This window comes from Snodgrassella sp. W8135 (genome assembly GCF_016101225.1).
GTDB classification, from domain to species: Bacteria; Pseudomonadota; Gammaproteobacteria; order Burkholderiales; family Neisseriaceae; genus Snodgrassella; species Snodgrassella alvi.
The window spans coordinates 421876-446638 of record NZ_JACFQX010000001.1 but is presented as its reverse complement, the minus strand read 5'-3'; the positions used below and the strand labels follow the sequence as shown (position 1 = coordinate 446638).

Sequence of the window (24763 nt, the reverse complement as noted above, 5' to 3'; positions counted from 1 at the left end):
TTCTGCTGCTTTCCGGCTCAGACTTAATAATTATTCCGCATAGCAATTAAAAATCTTTATTTTTATTATCTTGTTGTTCATTTATATCCTTATCTGATTCTGAGATATAAATCTGCCATGGAATGCCTGTAAAAAAGCAGTTTTGGCAGATTTGGTATAATACACACACTACTAATTTTCCGGCAATCTCTGTGCCATGTCTGTATACGAACTTAACCAAATCCTGAGTAAAGACCGCTATTACCTGTATCGAACCTGTAAAAATCCTGCCCCTTTCGGTGGCGAGGAAAAAGTAAACAGCCGTTACCAGCGCTCTCATCAGGCTTATCTGCAACGTCTGGCCGGACTGCCTGTACCCGAATACGATAACACTTTGCCTGTGCATGAAAGACGCGAAGAAATCAAGCAGGCAATCAGTCAGCATCAGGTCGTAATCGTTTGTGGTGAAACCGGTTCCGGTAAAACCACCCAGTTACCGAAAATCTGTCTTGAGCTAGGCCGAGGTGTAGCCGGACTGATTGGTCACACTCAGCCAAGGCGGCTGGCCGCACGCTCAGTAGCTGAACGAATTGCTGAAGAACTGCATAGCCGGATCGGACAGCATGTCGGCTATAAAGTGCGCTTCAATGACAAAACCGCGCCGGAAAGCTACATCAAGCTGATGACTGACGGCATTTTGCTGGCAGAAAGCCAGACTGACCGCTTTCTCAGTGCTTACGATACCATCATCATTGATGAAGCGCATGAACGCAGCCTGAACATTGATTTTCTGCTTGGTTATCTCAAACAACTGCTGCCACGGCGCCCGGACCTGAAAGTCATCATTACCTCAGCTACGATTGATGCCGAACGTTTTAGTAAACATTTCATACAGAACGGTGTAGCAGCACCGGTGATTGAAGTATCCGGACGTACCTATCCGGTAGAAGTACGTTACCGTCCGCTGCACACCACAGATGCAGACGAAGCTGAAATAGAAATCAATGATGCCATCGTCGATGCCGCAGATGAGCTGGCACGAGAAGGTGAAGGTGATATTCTGATTTTTCTGCCGGGTGAAAGAGAAATTCGCGAAGCAGCACATGCATTACAGCAATCACCTTTGCGTCGTAATGATGAGATTCTGCCTCTATTTGCACGCCTGTCAGCAGCCGAACAGCATAAAATCTTTCATCCCAATGGTCGTCAGCGGCGTATCGTACTGGCTACCAATGTTGCCGAAACCTCACTCACCGTACCCGGTATCCGTTATGTTATCGATACCGGACTGGCGCGGGTAAAACGCTATTCAGCCCGTGCTAAAGTCGAACAACTGCATATCGAACCTATCAGTCAGGCTGCGGCTCGTCAGCGCGCCGGCCGTTGCGGGCGCATTGCCGCCGGTATCTGTATACGCCTCTACAGCGAGCAGGATTTTAATCAGCGCCCTGCCTTTACAGATCCGGAAATTATCCGCAGTAATCTGGCGGCTGTAATCCTGCGCATGATCAGCCTGAAACTCGGCGATGTTAGTGCATTCCCCTTTCTCGAAGCACCTGACCAGCGCTATATCAATGATGGCTATCAGGTATTGCTCGAACTGGGCGCAGTAAATGAACATAATCAGCTAAGCAAACTTGGCGAACAAATGGCACGTCTGCCAGTAGACCCGCGTATCAGCCGCATGCTGCTGGCGGGGAAACGCTTGCAGTGCGTTGCCGAAATGCTGGTTATTGTGGCTGCACTGTCGATTCAGGATCCGCGTGAACGACCACTGGAAGCTCGCGAAGCTGCTGCCAAAGCACATGAACGTTTTAACGATAAGCAGTCGGATTTTCTCGCCTATCTGAATATCTGGGACTCCTATCAGCGCGAACGTGACAAAGGGTTATCCAATCGTCAGATGGTGCAGTGGTGTCATCAATATTTTCTTTCTCATCTGCGTATGCGCGAATGGCGCGAGCTACATCACCAGCTGGCACAAATTGCCATAGATATGGAACTTACCGATAAGGCCGGTGCTTACCGACAATTACCGGACAATCATCCCCAGCCAGCCATAACTGACATTAGTGATCAGGATTTATCCGCAAAACTCAAACAGCAGCAAATCGTCCGCCGGCAGCAGCGTCAGCAACGGCAACAGGCAAAAGAAGCCAGCTACGAACAAATTCACCGTGCTCTACTGACCGGACTAATAGCCAATGTCGGACTGAAAAGCCCCGAAGGCCACGACTATACCGGTGCACGAGGAATTCATTTTCACCTTTTTCCGGCATCCGCTCTGTTTAAAAGTAAGCCTAAATGGATTATTGCTGCAGAGCTAACCGAAACCTCACGACTATATGCCCGTGATGTCGGCAAGATTGAACCGGAATGGATTGAAAGCGAAGTACCTCATCTTCTGCGCTATCATTATTTTGAACCCCACTGGGAACAGAAACGCGGTGAAGTGGTGGCCAGTGAACGCATTACTCTTTATGGTCTCACTGTTCTGCCCCGCCGCCCGGTCGCCTATGGGCGCATCAATGCCAAAGAAGCACGCGAAATCTTTATTCGCAGTGCACTGGTAGCGCAGGAATGCGATCTTAAAGCAGCTTTTTTCCGGCATAACCATCAACTGATCGAAGAAATCACCGAACTGGAACATAAATCACGCCGGCAGGATGTACTGGTAGATGAAGAAGCACTGTTCAGTTTCTACGACCAGCGTCTGCCGGCAAATGTAGAAAACAAAGGCCGTATTCTGCCGCTGGCTGATATCCGTACCTTTGAAATGTGGCGTAAACAGGCTGAGGCAGAAAATCCGAAACTATTGTATCTGAGCCGTGACGACCTGATGCAACATGCAGCCAGTAATGTTACTGAAAGCCAGTTTCCGGAATACCTTGATACTACAGACGGTCGCTGTGCGCTCAGCTACCGTTTCGAACCCCATCATCCGTTTGACGGTGTCACTATAGCTGTGCCTCTGCCACTGCTTAACCGCATCAATGCATCCAGACTGGAATGGCTGGTTCCCGGCATGATTCGAGAAAAGCTGCAGTTACTGATAAAAGCTTTACCCAAACAAATTCGCCGGATCTGCGTGCCTGTACCTGATTTCATCACTACATTTCTCAGCAATCATCCCGATATCAATGCGCCTTTACTGCCTCAGCTGGCACATGCCATTGCCCGTCAGGCCGGAGACATGCGTCTGCTTAACCAGATAGACGTCGAACACTGGCAAACCCAGCAACTGCCGGCACATTGTTATTTCAATATTCAGGTGATTGATGACAGCGGTACAGAACTGGCCAGCGGTCGTGATCTTATTAGCCTGCAACAACAGCTCGGACAGGCGGCTGCGGTTACTTTCCGTGACAACAGCAATGAGTTTGAGCGAGATAACATTACCAGCTGGGATATAGGTAAACTACCGGAAAGCATCAAATTTGCCCGTGCTCAGCAACAGCTTACCGGCTATCTCGGCCTGCAACTGCAAAAAAACGGCAGTATTTCCCTGAGGCTGTTTGATACAGCGGCGGCTGCCGAACAGGCACACCGCAGCGGCGTACTTGCTCTGATGAGTCTGCAACTGAAAGAACAGGTTAAAGACCTGAATAAAGGTCTGCCCGACTTCACCCAAATCGCCATGCTGCTTAAACACCTGGGTACTGATACTTTGCGTGAAGACCTGACTCATGCCGTTCTGGATCGGGCTCTGATAGGTGAAGATGAACTGCCGCGTGATGAAAGAGCTTTTAAAGAACAGATAAAACGTGCCCGCAGCCGTTTACCGGCAGTTAAAGAAGCTGTTAATCAATATGCCCTGCAAACAGCGCAGGCTTATACTGAAGTCAGCAGCCATCTGGGTAAACACCCGTTAACCCCGCTTCTGCGTGAGCATCTGAACAGTCTGGTTTATCCGGGTTTTGCCAGTGCCACACCATGGCAGCAGTGGCCGCGTCTGCCGGTTTATCTGCAAGCCATGCTCAGGCGTATGGATAAATACGGCAGTAATCCGGCACGTGATAATGCGCGGGAAAACGACATTCAGGAACTTACTGATACCTGGCAAAAAAAAGTACAGCAATACCGGCAACAAAATCAGCCGGTACCTGCGGCCATTGCCGAATTCCGGTGGATGCTGGAAGAACTGCACGTCTCCCTGTTTGCTCAGGAGCTGAAAACACCCTATCCGGTTTCAGCAAAACGCCTGAGCAAAGAATGGGATAAACGCACGGCTATTTTATAAATGTACTCAATAAAATAGCTCTGTTCGGAAAAACAGAGCTGTTATCCCGTCCGTTTTACCGGCAGTTATGACACAGATTTCTATTACTTTTCATCTGCTAACTCCTGGAAATCTTTATCTATATAACCAGGCAAACGAAATCTCACTTTGACCGGGGGCAGATCAATACTCATTTTCTGTGCCAGTAACTGACCGTCAATATACTTATTTTCAAAAACCGGTACAGTTAATTCACCGAGAAAAACCATCAACTGTTCATAGGACTGAAAACAGACAGCACACCAGTATTCACTGTCAGTCACTCTTTGTCTGAGCTGCGCAGGCATTTTTTTAACCTGTTGAAACTCTTCTTTCAGCCCTCTCATCTGCTCTAATGCATCTGCATCTGTATTCCTGTCAGCATGCTTTGAACATGAAACCGGTTCGGATTTACCTCTCTGCCTTCCCCTGTTATAAACAGATTGTGCAGATACTTTAATTTTCATTGTTTTATCTTTTTCCATTAGCACATTCCCAGCGATAAATTTCTAAATCACACAGCGGAAAATACTCCAGAATTTTTCGGTAATCCTTCGGATAGAGTTCTTTAACAGGTAACAAAAAACGTAAATCCAGACTATCAAATGAGCAGCCAAACACCCTGTAATCACTTCCCAGCCTGATGTTATGCTGCTTAAAACAGCGGAGCAAATCCCCTTTTTTCCAGTCCCATACTGGATAATACTGACACTGACTCTTCACAATCGATCCGTGTCTCTGCATACTCAGGCGCTGTTTGGAACTATGTTCCACTCTGGTACCGTTCGCTACCGGGGTATTGGACGGTAAATTAAATTTTCTGCACATCATCCGGCGGATATCAGCAAAATCAAAATTCACCAAATTTGCCTTATCAATCACAGATATATTAGATGGTGGCTGAAAAACATGTGCACTGAGCATCTGATACAGTGCTGGATGCGGCAAACGGGTAATTTTGAAATTAAACTGGCGTTCATATAAATCAAGCTGTTCTTCTACAAATTCCAGCTCGGGCACCAGATACAAATAATAGGGATAAATCTCAGTAAAACTATCCCTGATTGCCAGATACGCAGCAACAGCATTCTTACCTGTGCTAAATGCCAGAATACTCTGACGATGATCACAGGCCATCTTCCGGACTGTTCTGGCCCCAGATAAAATAGCCATATTCGCAAAATTCCCTTATAAACCAACACTGCATAACTCAATTAGTATAGCTAAAATAAATTTAGATGCTCAACATGCTACAATCACCATAAACTATTAAAAAATATAAAAAATAGCTGCATACTCATTAAACCAGCAATAAAAAAGCATAACCAACCTTATTTAAATAAATTTATGTCTGGCATTCAGCTTATTATGCAAATAAATACCTAATGATATATCTGGTAAAGTTTTCGATTCCTGCTTCAACCTGCTTCTTGACACTAAAAGCTATTTCCTGGCACATATTGACAAGTCAACTTATATAAAAAAAATTAAATTAAAAATCAGTAATTTACAACATTAAACATTACATTAATTCCTGATTTAACATCATTCATAACCCAGCTTTAAAAATATTTATATAAATATCAAAACCATATTTAAAATATTTTGTATATTTCAGTAATAATAAGAAAATATTTGTAGACATAGATTAATATGACTGATATCATTAACACCTGAATATCTAAGCTATTTATTTCCCTGACCCGGTCATTTTGTTTATAAGCTTTTCTCCTACATTACGGCTTATAAATTTTTAATGACGGGTTCTTTTTTTATATAAATTCAGAAATCTATTTTACATTACTAAAATTTTATTCTTTTTCTATCTATTCTATTCTTCTCAATTCATTAAAAAACAGAATAAAAAACTTCCTCATAAATAACTGTTAATTTTAAGTAAATTATTTGTGGTTTTTTTACAAATTAATCAAATTTTTATACTTTTGCTTTTTTATATAGGTATTACAATTTTCGAAGCAGGCATCAAATTCATCTTTACTGCTAAAGTCTTTTCTATCCAAATATATTAAACGTCTGTATGATCTGATAGAGTTTTTTCTCTTTAAATACAAATAAATTCTATTGTGAAATTTAATTACTGAATAAAAATCCTGCCATTCAAAGCATGTCTTATTTCCCTTTTTTTCTTTTGTCAGGCACTCAGAAGTAATTTCAATAATATAATTGCCAAATCCTCCTATTTTTTCAAATTCATCCTTGATTTTAAATATCGGATAGAAAATAGTTATAATATTCAGAATTATCAGAGAAATTGTTATTCTATTTATATAAATATTATAAGCATCAATACCAATTACTATAATCAATATTGGAAGTGTCATAATAAAAGCATAAAAGGCTTTAGTATTTATTTTAATAATCATAGGATTAATCCGGTAAAAATAAATTTATAATTACTGATGTTTTACTTACCAGTATATAAATTTTTTTTAACGCCTGATTTTTCATTTTAGCCATTACATTATACATTTATTTGTTAACTTAACATCGACCATAAATCCTCAAGTCAGACAGCATTCTGTTAAATTAAAATTTTAATTTCTTAAAAAAAGAATTTTAGTTAACCTGAAATCCGGTTAATTATCCGTTTTACTACTTATCATAATCAGAAAGTGATTTTTAAGTTTGCCATCCCTGAATTACTGTGCCAGTGGCTACCATTTTCATACTGATACTGAATACCGGCTTTCAGATTACGGCTGATCTGTACATTTCCACCTACAGCAGCATTCCAGCGTGTTTTTGCTGAAGCCCATTTACCGGAACGTTCATTTCCGTGTATTCCGGCAAAACCTCCGCTCATTGCATATTCTCTGTCGCGAAAATCATGCTCAATACCCAGCAGTCCGAAAATATCAAACACAGTATCCCGTATACCAAAACGATATTGAGTAAGAATACTGGCCGAACCGGCTACAACACCTTTATTAAGCTTTCGGGCATATAAACCATAACCGTTTGCCCCGTCTTCACTAAAATGATTCTGTTGCAAATAATCATATCTCAGACCTAGCTGCGGTGTCAGAATCAATTGATTCAGATAAAACGCTTTACCTCCTTTAAAAGCCAGTTGCCATACGTTACCTTTGGCTTTTGCTCCTGTTGCTTCTGACGACTCACCCAGCCATATTCGCCGGTTGACATCATTGGAAAAACGGTTGTATCCAAAGCTGCCGGATATGTAGGCACCGTTCCATCGATTTGGCGCATAAAATGAACCAGCAATTAAACCATTGGTTTTAATATCAGCATTGCCATATTGTTCATTCCAGCCGGTATTTTGAAAAGTATAAGCCATCGCTGCAGATAATCCGTTACCAAATTTTTTACTGATACCGAATATACCGCTATTAGTATTCTGTTTTCCTCTGACAACAGTGGGATTCCAGCGATTCTGTGAATGATTAAATTCCATAATCACATTAACCTCATCAGAGTTATTCTGAATTGATGACATAAAGTCACTATTCAGTTTTCCTAATGTCAGAGTGCTGACCATATTAGCGTTACTGTAAACCGCACCGGATAAAGAATATAACGACCGCCTTAAACTCTGAGCGGACTGTACATTCTGAATTCTGGCCGCACCATCGAATAATTCTTTATCCTGTTCACTATATTGGTCTGCAGCGGGTATACCATCCAGCTGGCTGAAAGCCGTATCCACAGCTCTGGCAGCGGACTCTATTGCCGGATCGGCAATACTGCGGGTTAACAGACCATTATCCATAACAGCTTTTTGTGTAGAAATGCGGGTAATATCAAAATCTACATTATTGTCATCGTAAACCGTTTTACCATCTAGCAGAATTCCACCGGAAAATTCAGTTGAGTCAAATTCACCCAAGCGTTTCTGTGCATTAATAACAGCTACTTTTATCCCTGTCTGAGGCACAAAACTGGCTTTAAGCGCATCGAAATATAATCTACCGGCTAGACTGGCAGTACCATTGACAGTAGTTCGGCTACCAAGGCTGGTCTGAAAAGTACCCGCTGCCGTCTGGTTAAAACTACCATTAACAGTGGCATCCTGACTAATAAAAGTACCTGCATTATCTACTGAACCAGTGAAGCCTTTAACCAGATAAGCAGCATCTTTACCAATTTGCGTTGCAGACTGGCTACTGCCATTTACGGCCAGCGTACCGGAATTAATCTGCGTTTTACCCTGATAAGTATGATTACCCTGCAATATCAGTGTTCCAGTACCGTCTTTGATTAGCCCGCCTTGCCCGCTGATATCATTACTGAATACATAGCTGCCGTCGGTTACATTTGCTGAGAAATCACCGAAGGCAAATTGTGCCGGTCCGTTAACCGCCTTACCAATATTCAGCAGTCCCCAGCCATATACCGAATCTACACCTTTAGCGCCCAGGTCAGTGGCCGTCGTCAGTAATGTGGTTCGTAAATTATTATTGGTCATCCAGGGATATTTTTGTTTAACCAGTGCCGCAGCAGCAGTAACCTGCGGAGCAGAAAATGAAGTGCCCGTGATATAGGTTAGTGGCAATGCATTAATATCATCGCCGGGCTTTGCGTATAAATTAGCAATCTCATACTGATAATAAGCCACCATACACCAATTTTTAGTATCGCCGCATCTGTTGGAAGACTTTTGAATTGTATTATCGCTATTTACACCAGCAACAACGATCCAGCCTTTCTGCAATTCAGGTTCAATTAAAGGAAATAACGATTCAATACTGGGCTGACTTTGCCCGTCATTGGCAGCTGCCCAGATAAACAGCATATCATCCCGAACCAGAGAAACAAAACGACCGATATAGGATGCAGATTTATCAGCAGGATTATTTGCATTTAAATAAGCTTTAGCTACATTAGTGTACCATTGCTTATTACTATAATAATTAGCGCCATAACTGTTATTGACGATTTTCACGCCAGCCTTATCAAGCGCGTTAAACGAATCTATGGTAGCCAGTAAATTGATTAATCCCGGCCCACGGCTATCTGTTGCACTGGCTGAATAAATTTGCACCTCTGGAGCAATTCCAATTTTTTTACCCCTGACATCTTTACCAGCAATATTTAAAGCTACTGCATCACCATGCGGGTAAGCTTTACCATTATAAGGTGTCCCGAACTGTCCCAAATCAACAACATTGTCAGGTAAAGCCGGATGATTAACATCGACTGGCAAATCAACAATACCGACCTTCACCCCCTTACCATCAAGCCCCTGATCCCGTGCATCTTTCAGATTTAGTAGGTTAGCTTGTGTATTATCCTCACCGTATACACTGCGGGGATACTGGTTTTTACTCAACGGAACTTTTATTGCTGATTCGGTACTGTCCATTCTCGACGGATTGGATGAAGGAACAGGAATATTATCAGCCGGATCTATCGGAGTCGGATCAACCGGCTCATGTTTGTCTGGATCTGGATTAACTGGAGGAGGAGTAACCGGAGGAGGATTAATCGGAGGAGGATTAATCGGAGGAGGAGTAACCGGAGGAGGAGTAACTGGTGAAGGCACATTCGGTGTATTTTCTCCGTCTCCCGGTGTCTGGTTTCCGGTACCGGGATCGGTTCCGCCCGGTTTACCGCCAGTTTCCGTAGAATTAGAATGAACACCACTGCCACCGCCACCACATGCCGTTAAAGCAAATGAAACAGCAATCACTATGGATTTAAGCATTAAAGCTGAATGTTTCATACTGGCTGTTCCTTTATCTTAATTTGAAAAATAAATATAAAAATTTAAATTTCATTTTTATTAATATTTCTTGATAACCTTAATGAACATTGATTTGCTTATTCAGTTCGGGTTTAGCATTCAGGCATGATACATGGTCTAAATTGCTGATTTACTTGTCTATATATTTATTAACCAAATAAGATTTTTTTTATCTATTTTAATATTCCGTACTATTATGTATTTAATTTCAGATTGGTAAATTATAAATAAATATACCAAAAAAATAATTTATAGCTTTATTTACAATATGGATTTAAACCGGCGAAATACTGGCTCTGAAAGGCATTAAAGCAGTATCTTATTAAAAGAAATAAAATTTTTACGCATAAAGAATAATATTTTTTAAATTTTTTACTCATAAAACATAAATATATGCTTTATAAATTAATTATATTTGACTTGATATATTAAATATTTAGAAGAAAAAATTTAAATAAACAATATTCGATTAAATTCAGCTAATTATTACTTATATTAAAAATACTTTCATAGACAACAACTTATACAATCAGTTACCGTTATAAAAGGAACACAAGGCAACAAACCGTAACTTGTTTAGATAAATAAGGAGATAAGCATGAACAAACGCAAACCGCTAAAAAGAGATATTAAATTCAGCACCACTGAAGAATTAAGGGAAAATGCACGCAAAAATTATGAAGACGGACCGATTACTTCTACTTATGAGCTGGATGTAGAACGGGTAATCGAACTGCTTAATATAGCTTTGGCTTCAGAATGGGTATGTGTACTGCGTTATCTGCGACATTACTACATGGCAACCGGCCTGTTTATGGATGCCGTTAAAGAAGAATTTATGGAACATGCAGAGCAGGAACAAAAACATGCAGCTATGCTGGCTGAACGTATCACCCAGCTTGGCGGTGAACCGGATTTGAATCCGGATGTGTTTATTCAGCGTTCACCGACAGAATATATTGAGGGAGAAACTTTACGGGATATGGTAGAGTCAGATTTGATTGCAGAACGTATTGTGATTGATCTTTACCGGCAGGCCATTATGTATGTCAGCGATTATGACACCACTACTAAACGCATACTCGAACATATTCTTGCTGAAGAAGAAGATCATGCAGACGAATTATCCGACATGATGGAAGGTTTGGATGGCAAACCCGTATCGAAAAAAATAATTTAATAATTTAGTGATTTAACATAAAAATCCGTAGTTAGTCTGCGGATTTTTTCAGACTGCTTTTCCAGCCATTAGTGTATGTTTGAACTTTATATTTATTATTATTTCAAACTATCTATTATGACATAATTCTATTTATCTTTATAGCAATAAATCGCTCAAACTTGAGGCAGATTAATAATCAGATAAACCTTTTAAAGAAAATACTCAGGTAAATTGTGGTGTGAATCTCTTTGCACTACAATCATATTAAGAGGTTTCCAGAAAGATATCTGGATTATTTTTCAATAGTTTATGGAGTAAACAACATGAAAGCAATGGTGTACTACGGAGCAGGTGACATTCGTTTTGAAGAACGTGCTAAACCAGTTATTATCGAACCAACTGATGCAATCATTCGTTTAACCCGGACAACTATTTGCGGTACCGATCTGGGTATCTGGAAAGGAAAAAATCCAGAGATTGAACAAACCGCCATTCAAAAAGACGGTCAATTCAACGGTCGTATTCTCGGACATGAAGGGATTGGTATTATTGAAGAAACAGGCAGTGCAGTTAAAAATTTTAAAAAAGGCGATAAAGTCATTATTTCCTGTGTCAGCCGCTGTGGTACTTGTGAAAACTGTCAGAAACAGCTTTATGCACATTGCCAGAGTGGTGGCGGCTGGATTATGGGCTACATGATTGATGGTACTCAGGCTGAATACGTACGTACTCCCTTTGCAGATAATTCACTTTACCGATTACCGGCAAATTTAAATGAAGATGTGGCCGTTTTGTTGTCAGATGCCTTACCTACTGCACATGAAATCGGCGTGCAATATGGTGATGTTAAACCCGGCGATACAATAGCCATTGTCGGTGCCGGCCCGGTAGGAATGAGTTGTTTATTGACCGCACAACTATATTCTCCCTCCCAGATTATCATGATTGATATGGATGATAACCGCCTGCATATGGCAAAAGAGCTGGGTGCCACGCAAATCATTAATTCTGCCAGCGAAGACGCGGTGGCGCGTGTTTTGGAATACACAGGCGGCCGCGGAGTAGACTGCGCTATGGAAGCTGTAGGGCTTGAAGCCACATGGAATATCTGTCAGCGCGTGGTAAAAGAAGGCGGACACTTGGCTAACGTAGGTGTACATGGGCAATCAGTCAACTTTGAGCTGGAAAAACTCTGGATTAAAAATCTTACCATTACCACAGGTCTGGTTAATGCCAACACTACCGGCATGTTGCTGAAAACCTGTTGCTCAGGCAAACTGCCGATGGAAAAGCTGGCTACTCACCACTTCCACTTTAATGAACTGGAAAAAGCTTATGATGTCTTTAAGCATGCTGCAGATGAAAAAGCCATGAAAGTTATTATTGATTATTAAATACTGCCGAGCAGATAAAAGCTTTAATGAAATCTGCCCTACTAAATAAAGCAGCCATTAAGGCTGCTTTATTGATTACTGTCTGTTTATAAAATGATTATCTCTTTAAATCCGCTGAAAAATCGAATATTCAGCAATTCTGTTATTTATCCGATTCGCCGTAGAATTTAAAATATCAATTTATTCTTCTTCATCCTCATCTTCCTGCACGCTGACACTGTGTTCAATCAAACTGGGAACCACAAAAGAAGTGGCTAATGCATTTTTATTCTCAGAAAGATGTTGCAGATAAGCTTCATCAACATCACCCGTAATATAACGGCCGTCAAAGCAAGAACTGTCAAAACCTTCAATTTGCGGATTCAGCTTTAAAACTACCTCTTTCAAATCATCCAAATCCTGAAATACAACACCATCGGCACCAATTTCCGCAGCCACCTGCTCTGCATTACGCCGGTATGAAATCAATTCTTCCCGGGTTGGCATATCAATACCATAAACATTCGGAAACAATACAGCCGGTGCGGCGGAAGCAAAGTAAACTTTTATCGCTCCTGCCTCACGCACCATATCCACAATTTCCCGGCTGGTTGTCCCGCGTACAATAGAATCATCTACCAGCAGAACTTTTTTACCGCTAAACTCATAATTCATCGGATTAAGCTTTTGCCGCACAGATTTTTTTCGCACAGACTGTCCGGGCATAATAAATGTCCGACCGATATAACGATTTTTAAATAATCCTTCCCGGTAAGGCTTATTCAAATGCAGAGCCAGTTCCATAGCACTGGGACGGCTGGTGTCGGGTACAGGCATAATTACATCAATGTCTGCTAAATCCAGTGTCCGTTTTACCTTTTCTGCCAGTGTTACGCCCATATTCAGGCGAGCTTGATATACCGATACTCCATCAATGACTGAGTCTGGACGGGCAAAGTATACATATTCAAACAGACAGGGCATCAAATGTGGTTCCTGTGCGCACTGCTGTGAAAATAGCTGACCTTCATTACTGATAAATATAGCTTCACCGGGTGCCACATCCCGTACCAGCTCATAATCCAGACTTGGAAACACTACTGATTCAGAAGCAACGACATAATCTGTATGACCATTCTCTTCCCTTTTACCCAGACATAGAGGCCGAATACCGAACGGATCCCGAAAAGCCAGTAAACCATAGCCGGCAATCAATGCCACCACACCATACGCACCATGTACCCGTTTATGCAGTGCGGCCACAGCAGCAAAAATATCCGATAAAGCCAGCGCAGTACGATTACCAACCTGATTTTCCAGCTCTCGTGCCAGTACATTAAGTAGCACTTCAGAATCAGAGCGGGTATTTACATGGCGTAATTCAGTAAAACAGACATTTTTAAATAACTCCTCGGTATTGGTCAGATTACCATTATGTGCCAGCACAATTCCGAAAGGGGAATTTACATAAAAAGGTTGCGCTTCAGCACTGCAATTGGCATTTCCGGCTGTCGGGTAACGGACATGAGCAATACCAGCATTACCTATCAGTTCACGCATATTACGGGTACGGAATACATCACGTACCATACCGCGACCTTTATGCATGTGAAACATATTACCCTCAGCGGTAACAATTCCGGCAGCATCCTGTCCGCGATGTTGCAGCATCTGTAAACCATCATATAAAAGCTGATTTACCGGTTCATGTGCCACAATACCCAATACACCACACATTACTTTCTCCATTCAAGACAAATAAATACGCGCGTTTTTTGTTATTAAAAACGCGCGTTGTATTCGGTTACTTATATTCATGCTGTTATACCGATGGTGAATTCAGCTTATCAGCAAGAAAAGACGGCAGATAAGGCACCGCCACCATCGCCAGCCTTTCAAACATGCCTGCTGTAAATGAATCCCGCCACACAGGAGATTTCGGCAAATCAGTAAAAGAACATATCAGCACCACCAAAGTAACAATAATAATTCCTTTAATCGCACCGAAACAGGCGCCCAGCATACGGTTAACTCCGCCAAGCCCGATCGATTTCAATGCTGAAGTAATCACTGTGCGCATCAGGCGCTGGATAATCCACAAAACACCGAATACCATCACATATGATAATGAAACAGCCAGTGCCCGTGGCTGCATAGTCGTAAAAGCCATATCTGCCACAGGTGCGGCCAGCAGCCTGGCTCCGACAAATGCGACCACCCAGCATAACAGTGAAGCTATTTCGCCCACCAGCCCGCGCATCATAGCAACCAGGGTTGTTAACAATATCAGACCGAGAGCCAGCACATCAAAAAGGGTCATGCAATACCAACTTCCTATAAACCAATTACCAGTCCGTCCAGTCCTGCAGCATGCACTTTATCCAGATTTTGCAAAGCCTGACTGCGATTATTATAAACCTGGCTGCGTACCCGATACAGTGTGCCTTTACTAGTCTGACTTTTACTGATACTGGTAGTGACACCGGCAACAGCCAGCCTTTGCTGTACCAGATTAGCCTGCGCCTCAGTGGTATAGGCACCAATCTGAATTACAGTCCGTTCCACAGACGGTTTATTATTGCTACTGGTAGCATTGCCTCGATTCTGACCGGAAGCAGAATTTTTAGACACCGTACCGGCTGCTTTATTTTCCAATATCTGCTGCGGTGTCAGTTTACCGCCTGCCGTATTATTTGCCGGTTTTGCTGTCGATGCCGGTTTTACGGGTACTGAATTTTTATTTATTGGTTTAGGTGTTGCAGACACAGGTTTTTTTTCTGTATTAGCAACTTCGCTTCTGTTTTTTACTACAGGTGTAGTATCAACTGTACTGGCTGGTGTTTTATTCACCGGCTTTACTGTTACAGGTTCAGTTTTAGGGCGGTTACTGCTTACCGTATTAACAGGAACCTGTTTAGTTTTTTCTGTTGTTTCTACCGGAGTTCTGTTGATAACCGGTTTTGGTTTAACAACTGGTACTGCTTCACTATGTACTTGTTGTCTGTTATTTTTTTCAACAAACTTTCTTTCAGAAGACGGTTTGATACCTGCTGAATCAGTATCATTTGGCCGCCGCTCTGGCGGTACTGGTGTATTATTTATTTTAGCTGGCAAGACAGGTTTAGGATGTGTTGTTTCTTCACGCATTACAGGTCTGGATATACTGTTTTCCTGTTTATGTTCAGATACCGCAGATGCATTACCCGAACCGACAGTTGTATTCACCGAAGATGACCTTGCCGCCGTTACCGGTTCCAGTACTATAGCTGAAGCAGATTGTGCCTGCGCCACAACACTCGCCTGAGACACCATACCTGCTGTGCCGGAAGCTGTTTCTGACGAAGCAGTTCTGACTTCAAGCTGCGGTGCCGGTACAGACTGAGGCGTGCGACGGCTCAGCATAATAACCAGCAATATAGCAGCAATGACTACCATAATTAATGCACCTACCAAACGGCGCCTGTTGCGCCGTTTCAGCTGTTCATAATTTTCCTGTGCATTCATTAATCACTAACTCCTCTGACCTTATCGTTTCTATTTTCAGAATTTACCTTGAAGATAAATCTATTATTTCTGCTACTGTATGAAACGAACCAAATACAACAATTCTATCATTCTCACCGGCCTCTGATAAAGCAGCCTGATAAGCTTTCTTAACATCAGGATAAGCTGTCACAGCAGTAATATTATGCTGAATAAATTTTTCTTGTAAAGCCTGTACAGTCATACCGCGCGGCAAAGCAAGCGGAGCTATCAACCAGCAATCAAACTGATCTTTAATAATTTCCAAAACCGCATCAATGTCTTTATCAGCCAGCATACTGAATACAGCCATGCGTTTTTCTGCATAGGGTAAAGCAATTAAACTGCTGCGCAATGCCCTTGCTGCATGAGGGTTATGCCCCACATCCAGTACCGTAACCGGTCGTCCGGGTAACACCTGAAATCTTCCCGGATGGCGTACGCGCAACAAGCCGCGTTTAATTGCACCAATATCCAGAGGCAAACGTTCAGACAAACATTCCAGCACAGTTAATGCACAAGCCGCGTTACTAAGCTGAAAATTACCGCGCAATACTGGTATCGGTAAAGCATGACGGGCATGTTCACCTGTATATAAACTACTTTCTTGTGGATGAAAACGATACGACCACTGCTGCATTTCCATCTTATGGCAATCAAAATCTCGGCCAAACAAAAGTAAATCTGCTCCTACCTCTGCCGCATGCGATGACAGACTGTGCGGTACAGGAATTTGAGCACAAATTACAGGCTTTCCAGCACGCATAATGCCTGCTTTTTCAAATGCCACTTTTTCTACTGTATCACCAAGAAATGCCTCATGATCCAAATCAACACTGGTAATCACTGCCACATCGGCATCAAATATATTGACAGCATCCAGCCGCCCGCCCAGCCCTACTTCCAGTATCATTACGTCTACCTGCTGACGTATAAATACATCTACGGCAGCCAGCGTATTAAACTCAAAATAGGTTAACGGTATCTCAGCCCGTGCTGTCTGTATATGTTCAAACGCACTGACAATCAAATCATCAGCAACAGCTTCACCATTAATCGCAATACGTTCATTAAAACGTAACAAATGCGGACTGGTTAAGGTACCAACCCGATAACCGGCTTCATGATAAATCTGTGTCAGATAGGCACATACCGAACCCTTACCATTGGTTCCGCCAACAACAATCAGCGGACATACCGGCTTTAAACCCATCCGGTCACGAACAGCACCTACTCTGGCCAGCCCCATTTCAATTTCGCCGCCGACCACACCATTTTCCAGATGTTGCAGCCATGAAGACAAACCAGTTGCATGAAATTTTTCTGCCATTATTCTAATTCTTATCCTTCAGCCTGAGCCTGCGGATTACCTTATTCAAGATTGATTGCCTCAAAACCGATTGTGTATTGTTTGGCTGACACCAGCGTACCCATACTTGTAATCTTCGCCATGCCTGCGCATCGGTCATATCCGGTAGCAAAAGCTGGTATACGCAGCCGCGCGAAGTTTGCCAGTGTAAAGCCATCATATTTGCTCTGATAACAATACCACTGCAACACAGTTTAGCCGGTACAGCAGCTTTGCCCTGTGTAAATAGCAGTGAAGCCTGCCCCTGTGGACTGATTTCAATTTTTCTGACTCTGCTTTGCCGTAAGCCATAACCTGCCCGTAATGCAGATAATAACCATGCCAGCAGCCATACCAGACACAGCCAGCCTGTGCTGTAGAACACAATAGCCACTAGTGTCAGTACATGCATAATCACCGCCAGATATAAAGCACATCGGGATGGCTTCAGCCGCACAACACACGCCATCATCAGATACTAAACCTGTTCTTCACCATATACCGGAGATATATGTATATCTGTATCTACCAGATCCAGTACCATATCATGCACTTCTACTGTAAAAAAATTCCAGAACTGATCAATATCCAATACCGGCCACAGCTTACGCTCAACTTCCCATGCAGACAGCTCTGCCTCAAAAATCAGATTAAAACGTTCACCAATATAACCAATGACCTGTTCCGGGGTTTCAAATTCCGGTACCAGCAATGTAGTACAATTACTCTGGAGCTGTGACAAAGTTAACTCAGGCAAATCATCACTGGTACTTTTCAGCCAGTCGAGAAAAGCCTGAGCAGGTTTCAGCACAACAGCACTGCGATCAACAAAATACATGCCCTATCCTTACTAATATTACTGAATAACCATATTGTACTGTAAACATTCAACGATAGCGTATATTTACCGCCCCGCAATTTTTAATTACCGTACAATCAGCTTATAGTGTCTACAGAGTTAACTGCCATGCCTCACACCATTCATCTAGCCCGGTTTCAGCAAATCCTTACGCCTGATGAAATCCTCACTGACAATCAGCTTATCGAACCGTTTTGTACCGACCAGCGTGGCCGTTATCATGGACAGGCTTTTGCAGTATTACAACCGCATACTGTCAGCGCTGTACAGGAAATTATGCGCTATTGCCATCAGCAGCATATTCCTGTTACTCCACAAGGTGGAAATACAGGCTTGTGCGGCGGTGCTACACCGCATGCTTCTGTTGCCGGTAAAGGAATTATCCTTTCGTTAAGTAAACTTAACCGCATGCGCAAACTCAATCTGGCTGACAACACCATTACCGTAGAAGCCGGCATGATACTCGCTGAAGTACAGAAAATCGCTCAAACTGCCAATCGCTATTTTCCCCTGAGTCTGGCCAGTGAAGGCTCCTGTCAGATAGGCGGAAATATTGCCTGTAATGCCGGCGGTCTGAATGTAGTGCGTTATGGCACAATGCGTGATCTGGTACTGGGTCTGGAATATGTCCTGTCTGATGGCGAACTGGTCAGTCACCTGTATCCACTGCATAAAAACACCAGTGGCTATGAAATGCGTCAGCAAATCATTGGCAGTGAAGGCACACTGGCGATTATTACCGCTGCCACACTAAAACTGTTTGCTCCGCCGCAAAGTGTCTTAACAGCATGGATTGGCGTAGACAATATTCACTCTGCCACCAGTCTGTTAGCCGCACTGAAAAATCACTTTGCCGAGCGCCTGTCCAGCTTTGAACTGATCAGTCAGGCGGCTCTGAGTTTGTCAGCCAGCTATAGACAGTTACGCGAACCAACTCATGCGAGCTGGCATATTCTGGTAGAACTGAGCGATAGCCTGCCGGCACAAAATTTAACCGACCCCTTAATCAGCGTACTGGAACAGGGCAACTGGCTTAATACAGTTATTGCTCAGTCTGAAACAGAACGTCAGCATTTATGGAGTTTGCGTGAAAACATATCTGCGGCACAACGCAGTCTCGGAGCCAGTATTAAGCATGATATTGTCGTTCCGATTGAACATGTTGCTGACTTTGTCGAAAACTGCCAGCAACAACTGATTAAAACTTTTCCGCAAACCAAAACCATTTTATTCGGCCATCTCGGTGATGGCAGTCTGCATTACAACGTTTTTATTGTTGATATAATGAATAATGATGTTTATCAATATGAAGAAAACATCAATAAAGTCGTATATGAACAGGTATTAAACTACCATGGCAGTATAGCTGCCGAACATGGCATTGGTCAGTTAAAAAATCAGTGGCTGCCACGTGTTCGCAGTAATGCAGAAATCAAATGGATGCAGGCACAAAAGCATAACCTCGACCCCGAAGGTATCCTGAATCCCGGAAAAGTTTTACCTGTGCATACGTGATATAGTAAGCATTTTTAAATCAACTATGAATATGAGTGAAGTTACTCTGTATACCGACGGTGCCTGCAAAGGCAATCCCGGCGTGGGTGGCTGGGGGGCATTTTTACAATCCGGCAGCCACAGTAAAGAGCTTTTCGGCGGAGAGGCTAATACCACCAATAACCGCATGGAGCTCACAGCTGTAATTCAAGGACTTGCAGCATTAAAACGCCCGTGTATTGTTAACATCTACACAGATTCACAATATGTTAAAAACGGCATGCAGGAATGGATTCATAACTGGAAAGCACGCGGCTGGAAAACTGCCTCAAAACAGCCGGTAAAAAATGCTGAATTGTGGCAGGCACTGGACAGCGAAGTAAGTAAGCATCAGGTGCACTGGCACTGGGTTAAAGGTCATGCCGGACATCCGGGAAATGAAAAGGCTGATGAACTGGCTAATCGCGGCGTAGAACTGGTTAAATAAAGCTTTAATTTTGTATAAATTATTATCACCTACCCACTTCTCAGCTACCATAATAGTGCTATCATGCCTAGAAGCATACTGTTTGATAAGTTTTGGTATCGGCTTAGAGGAATTTAAAACTCAGCCTAAGCCGGCAGATGTGGGCTCGAAGAAATTTTCTGGAAAAACAGATTAATTTAATTAAACCTTTTTTTTATTTCATGCTAAAATATTCCAATATTATTGAAAAAACAATAGCACAACTGCAATGATTATTTATAATTAATCTATAAATACATGTATAAAATACCTAATTTTTCACCTAAAATATAACTCAGTATCTAGTTGAATTTTTTAAAATAAATCAAATTTCCATTTAAAATAATATATTAATTGAATTAAAAATATATTCAGTGTACCTGTATTTAATACAGTTTTAATCTCATTTGAGAAATATAATGGTGTGTGCATGATTAATTTTAATTTACAATCATATTATAAGAACATAGGCGGACTTATTTTTGAATTCGCCATACCCCCTAATAAAAAAGCCGTCTACAGTACTACATCTAAATACCTGACAGATGGTGCGTTCAGCTTTATTGAGGGCATTATATACCAGTATGTTCCTAAATACGGTGAATATGGGCATTGGGGAATCACCGAAGTTAATACAGAACAATGGCTACTTATAAAACCGGCACTATTAAGGCTTAAGACCAGGGTTGATCAAGCCCAGAATTTAAAAGAACTTAAAAGTGATTTATTTGATTTTCGTTTTGTCTGTATGCTAGAAGACGATTATTTAAAAGAAACGGCTCACAAGTTTTCCAAATCCAAACCTTTGCTTTCTCAGATGATTATTGATTTTATAGCCTGGATTGATGTAAATATACAAAAGTGTGGTTCATTCTATATTATGGGCATATAACTTTCTCACTTACTAAATCTATAAAGTTTATCAATTAAACTTGTAGCATTAATTTTTTATCCTATCTTTGGCAAGGTTTGTTTATCTTTTTGGAATATATGATATTCTAAGATGATTTACATTCCCGCTATTTATTCCGTCATGATGATAGCCTGCTTTATTGATCTATGCTTAGGACAGGATTTAACCAGACTAATTACTTAACATATGAAATTAAAATGATGACGTAACAAAAATAAATAACCTATTGATTTATTAATTGCTACCTTCATGCTGCTGTTTATATTATTTACAATTGAAATCCGTTGCTTTGATTAAACTGCTTAACTTTTTGCTGTTTTATGTACATAAACCTAATATCCGCCGTTTAACGCAGCGGTTAAAACATAAAACTATCATTATAACAGGCGCCAGTTATGGCATTGGTGAGTCGCTTTGTTATCTTTTGGCCGATATTGATTGCAACTTAATATTGGTTGCGCGCACAGTTGATAAACTGCGCGAATTAAAGCAACGGCTTACTATGAGCAAAGCTAAAATTGACATTTATGCAGCTGATTTGCGTGATCAGGAACAAATTGATGGATTCATAAAATATATACAAAATTTACCTGTTGACATATTTATTAATAATGCCGGTAAATCGATTTGTCGCCCGGTCATGCAATCCTTAGACCGCCCGCATGATTTTGAACGAACCATAAAATTAAACTACCTGACTCCGGTACAATTATGCCTTGCACTTATCCCCAAATTACAGCAAAGTAAAGGACATATCATTAACGTTTCGGCTGTCAATGTGTTGTTTGCGCCAACGGTGAATTGGTCAGCATATCAAGCCTCAAAAACGGCATTCGATCAATGGCTGCGTTCAGCAATGCCTGAATTACAAAACCGGCAAATCAAAGTATCGACAGCATATTTACCTTTAGTAAAAACAAGGATGATCGAGCCGACCAAAGCTTATCAGAACTTACCTGCATTACAGCCAAAGCAAGCTGCTACAATTATAAGTTATTTATTACAAACACAAAAACGCCAATATAAACCATGGTGGGCGATGATAGTGCAATTGGCCGGCGTCCTGTTTAATGGCATCTGGTTTAAATTAAATTGTTATTACATTAAGAGAAAATGATGATAAAAACAATCAAAGCGCTATACACCATTAAACTTTTGACTTTTAAAGGAATTTTTTATTTATTAATGAGTTTTCGTTCGGTTGGAATGAATTTAATGGCGTTGCTCTATGTACGTCAGAAGCTGAGCCCAGACCAAATCGCCATTAACGAAAATGACAATTGTATAAATTATCGTACACTTTATACGCAGTCACAGCATTTAGCCAAAAAATTAGCGGCGCATTGTGACATAAAACCGCATCAAAAAATAGCCATAATGGCAAGTAATCATACTATTATGATTCAAACTCTCTTTGCTATTGCCCGGCTAGGTGCAGATATTTACTTACTTAATACAGAACTATCAGCCCAGCAATTACAAAATATACAAGATGCAGTAAAATTTAATTGGATCATACATGATCCTCAAATTCCTATCTTAATTGATGTCAAATCATTACCAACAGATCATCCGGAGCAAATTTCCATTTACTCGCTCTTAAAGGATAAGATGCCCCCCTATTCCGGCAATCTTAAAGTTACCCATTTTAATAAACTTACTGTGTTAACCAGTGGTACAACAGGACGTTTTAAAATGGCAGGACGCAATAGTAAAGCACAAAATTTTATCAGTCCTTTTTATCAATTGTTGATGAAATTAAACCTGAGCAAATATAACAGAATCTATATAGCAACACCGATTTACCATGGTTTTGGTATTGCGACATTGTGTATGTCAGTACTATTAGGTGCCACTATATTTATCAATAAACGCTTTGATGCCGCCAAAGTTTGTCAACTTATTAACAAACATAACATTGAAGTTATCACCCTCGTTCCCTTAATGCTCAGTCGAATGATGAATTATTCTGTAACGCAGTTACGTAGTTTAAGATGCATCATCACCGGCGGCGCACCAATTGCTGTCACGCTGGTTCAACGAACAATTAATCAACTTGGTAAAGTGTTATTTAACTTATATGGCACATCGGAAGCTGGAATATGCCTGATTGCAACGCCGGATGATTTGATCACTCACCCATCAACTCTAGGTAAGCCTGTTAAAGGATTATCAGCCAAATTAATGAACAATGGCAAAGAGGATGCGATAAAAGGTGAACTCTATATCAAATGTGCGTGGTCCACTCAGGGCAAAAACTGGACAGCTACTGGTGATATAGTTCAAAAAGATAGTACAAATAATTATTATCTAAATGGCCGGGCTGATGACATGATAGTTTCAGGTGGTGAAAATGTTTACCCATTCGAACTCGAACAATGCTTAGTTAACCATCCTGACATTAACGACTTAGCCGTTATTAGTGTTAATGATGAGGAATTCGGACAGAGATTAGTGGCATTTGTGGTATTAGCAGCGCATACTGAACAAACCGAAGATACTTTAATAGACTGGTTAAAACCACAAATTGCACGTTACCAGATGCCAAAAAAAATATATATCATTGATGAATTGCCCATGACTCATATTGGCAAAGTTGACAGAAAACAACTTATCAATCGATATTATGAATTATCTAAGATCTGAGTTAGCGAAAACACCAGTATTGATAAGCATAATAATATTTTTTAAAATTTTTATTTTTCGAAAGCATTATCATTGCTTGTTACCCGCTCAACTAATCCTTTTATCGTATTTATAAAAGGATTTTTCTCCGATTTATAATACATAATATAATCAATATCTGGTAATGCCGGAAGTTTCAGGATATCGGTGTAATCAATAAATTTCTTAGACATTGACGATCTGTTCAGACAGCCTATACCTAATTGGGCCTCAATAGCAGACTGCATACCAATAACACTGGAAGCATAATGAGATAAATTATAAGATATTTTATTATTTTCTAATTTATCTATAGCTAATTTTTGTAATAAGCAGCCTTTTGGCAAAGTTATAATTGGCAGCGGATCAGATCCGGTTATACTAAGATCTTTCGAGCCAGCCCAGCAGAGCGGTTCATGCCCTACAACCATAAAATTATCATTATCGGGTAATCGCTGCCCGTTTAAATGAATAAATAAAGCGATATCATATTGTTCCAGAGTATGTTCAAGAAGCATTTTTGAACTGCTCTGAATTGAGACATTAAATTGAATATTCTGACATTGGTCACGTAGCCCTCTTAATACAGATGCTATCGTGGCAGGCATAAAATAATCTGTAATTGAAAGTGTCAGCTCATATACCGAATCATGGTTTCTAATATCATTTATGATATTATCATTTAAAGATAATATCTTTTTTGCATGCTTATACATTTTTTCACCAATAGCTGTCGGTTTCGCGCCGTATCTGCCACGATGTAGCAGTTGTGCATCGCAAAATACCTCAAGCTTTTGGATTTGCTCACTGATAGCCGATTGAGATTTAAATAAAATATTCGAAGCTTTTGTGTAGCTGCCCATTTCTATAATGACAACAAATGTGTGAAGAATTTCTAAATCAAGTTTTTCCATAGTGTAATCAGTCTTCATCGGTTAGTGTCATTAGATTTCTTCAATAT

Annotated in this window: 19 protein-coding genes; 8 read left to right on the top strand and 11 right to left on the bottom strand. The window is 41.1% G+C overall.

All coding sequences use genetic code 11. The features are described from left to right. Positions 1 to 196 precede the first annotated feature (196 nt). Positions 197 to 4219: an ATP-dependent RNA helicase HrpA gene (hrpA, locus tag H3T75_RS02005; protein ID WP_198210864.1), complete on the top strand. Its 4023-nt coding sequence runs from the start codon at positions 197 to 199 to the stop codon at positions 4217 to 4219. 83 nt (positions 4220 to 4302) lie between these two features. Here the strand turns inward: hrpA and H3T75_RS02000 are convergent, their stop codons facing one another. The 4 genes from H3T75_RS02000 to H3T75_RS01985 form a co-directional block, all read right to left on the bottom strand. Next, positions 4303 to 4722 (bottom strand): hypothetical protein, encoded by a 420-nt coding sequence (locus H3T75_RS02000; RefSeq protein WP_078475159.1) that lies wholly within the window; start codon positions 4720 to 4722, stop codon positions 4303 to 4305. Continuing rightward, on the bottom strand, positions 4709 to 5410 hold the full coding sequence (locus H3T75_RS01995; RefSeq protein WP_078475158.1) for a phosphoadenosine phosphosulfate reductase: 702 nt from the start codon (positions 5408 to 5410) through the stop codon (positions 4709 to 4711). The genes H3T75_RS02000 and H3T75_RS01995 overlap by 14 nt, the downstream gene beginning before the upstream one ends. Positions 5411 to 6153: 743 nt before the next feature. Beyond that, a complete protein-coding gene (locus H3T75_RS01990) occupies positions 6154 to 6621 on the bottom strand; it encodes a YcxB family protein (RefSeq protein WP_078475157.1) in 468 nt (155 codons plus the stop codon). 242 nt (positions 6622 to 6863) lie between these two features. Further along, positions 6864 to 9941, bottom strand: coding sequence for a S8 family serine peptidase (locus tag H3T75_RS01985; RefSeq protein ID WP_198210863.1), 3078 nt, complete (start codon positions 9939 to 9941; stop codon positions 6864 to 6866). A gap of 619 nt (positions 9942 to 10560) precedes the next feature. Between H3T75_RS01985 and H3T75_RS01980 the strand changes: the two genes are divergently transcribed. Together H3T75_RS01980 and H3T75_RS01975 are read left to right on the top strand one after the other, a co-directional pair. Beyond that, positions 10561 to 11142, top strand: a complete 582-nt coding sequence (locus tag H3T75_RS01980; RefSeq protein ID WP_025331132.1) for a bacterioferritin — start codon at positions 10561 to 10563, stop codon at positions 11140 to 11142. Between the two features lie 305 nt (positions 11143 to 11447). After that, positions 11448 to 12518, top strand: a complete 1071-nt coding sequence (locus H3T75_RS01975) for a zinc-dependent alcohol dehydrogenase family protein (RefSeq protein WP_198210862.1) — start codon at positions 11448 to 11450, stop codon at positions 12516 to 12518. A 180-nt stretch (positions 12519 to 12698) separates the two neighbouring features. On the opposite strand, the gene purF is transcribed toward H3T75_RS01975, so the two are convergent. The 6 genes from purF to H3T75_RS01945 form a co-directional block, all read right to left on the bottom strand. After that, a complete protein-coding gene (purF, locus tag H3T75_RS01970; RefSeq protein WP_198210861.1) occupies positions 12699 to 14234 on the bottom strand; it encodes an amidophosphoribosyltransferase in 1536 nt (511 codons plus the stop codon). An 85-nt stretch (positions 14235 to 14319) separates the two neighbouring features. Next, positions 14320 to 14817, bottom strand: a complete 498-nt coding sequence (locus tag H3T75_RS01965; RefSeq protein WP_174832029.1) for a CvpA family protein — start codon at positions 14815 to 14817, stop codon at positions 14320 to 14322. Positions 14818 to 14831: 14 nt separating this feature from the next. Beyond that, a complete protein-coding gene (locus H3T75_RS01960; protein WP_198210860.1) occupies positions 14832 to 16001 on the bottom strand; it encodes an SPOR domain-containing protein in 1170 nt (389 codons plus the stop codon). A gap of 43 nt (positions 16002 to 16044) precedes the next feature. Further along, positions 16045 to 17349: a bifunctional tetrahydrofolate synthase/dihydrofolate synthase gene (folC, locus tag H3T75_RS01955; RefSeq protein WP_198210859.1), complete on the bottom strand. Its 1305-nt coding sequence runs from the start codon at positions 17347 to 17349 to the stop codon at positions 16045 to 16047. A gap of 4 nt (positions 17350 to 17353) precedes the next feature. Next, complete coding sequence (locus H3T75_RS01950; RefSeq protein ID WP_198210858.1) at positions 17354 to 17839, bottom strand: protein YgfX; 486 nt, start codon at positions 17837 to 17839, stop codon at positions 17354 to 17356. 6 nt (positions 17840 to 17845) lie between these two features. Beyond that, on the bottom strand, positions 17846 to 18205 hold the full coding sequence (locus H3T75_RS01945) for a hypothetical protein (protein ID WP_078475149.1): 360 nt from the start codon (positions 18203 to 18205) through the stop codon (positions 17846 to 17848). A 129-nt stretch (positions 18206 to 18334) separates the two neighbouring features. Between H3T75_RS01945 and H3T75_RS01940 the strand changes: the two genes are divergently transcribed. The 5 genes from H3T75_RS01940 to H3T75_RS01920 all read left to right on the top strand — a co-directional run bounded on the left by H3T75_RS01940 (position 18335) and on the right by H3T75_RS01920 (position 23784). Continuing rightward, positions 18335 to 19741, top strand: coding sequence for an FAD-binding oxidoreductase (locus tag H3T75_RS01940; RefSeq protein WP_198210857.1), 1407 nt, complete (start codon positions 18335 to 18337; stop codon positions 19739 to 19741). Positions 19742 to 19772: 31 nt separating this feature from the next. After that, on the top strand, positions 19773 to 20207 hold the full coding sequence (rnhA, locus tag H3T75_RS01935; protein WP_078475184.1) for a ribonuclease HI: 435 nt from the start codon (positions 19773 to 19775) through the stop codon (positions 20205 to 20207). A gap of 448 nt (positions 20208 to 20655) precedes the next feature. Next, positions 20656 to 21117 (top strand): hypothetical protein, encoded by a 462-nt coding sequence (locus tag H3T75_RS01930; RefSeq protein ID WP_198210856.1) that lies wholly within the window; start codon positions 20656 to 20658, stop codon positions 21115 to 21117. Between the two features lie 259 nt (positions 21118 to 21376). Further along, complete coding sequence (locus tag H3T75_RS01925; RefSeq protein WP_370570134.1) at positions 21377 to 22255, top strand: SDR family NAD(P)-dependent oxidoreductase; 879 nt, start codon at positions 21377 to 21379, stop codon at positions 22253 to 22255. Continuing rightward, complete coding sequence (locus H3T75_RS01920) at positions 22255 to 23784, top strand: class I adenylate-forming enzyme family protein (protein ID WP_232339889.1); 1530 nt, start codon at positions 22255 to 22257, stop codon at positions 23782 to 23784. Before H3T75_RS01925 ends, H3T75_RS01920 begins: the two co-directional genes overlap by 1 nt. 50 nt (positions 23785 to 23834) lie before the next feature. On the opposite strand, the gene H3T75_RS01915 is transcribed toward H3T75_RS01920, so the two are convergent. Further along, positions 23835 to 24716, bottom strand: coding sequence for a LysR family transcriptional regulator (locus H3T75_RS01915; protein WP_198210853.1), 882 nt, complete (start codon positions 24714 to 24716; stop codon positions 23835 to 23837). Between the last annotated feature and the right edge of the window lie 47 nt (positions 24717 to 24763).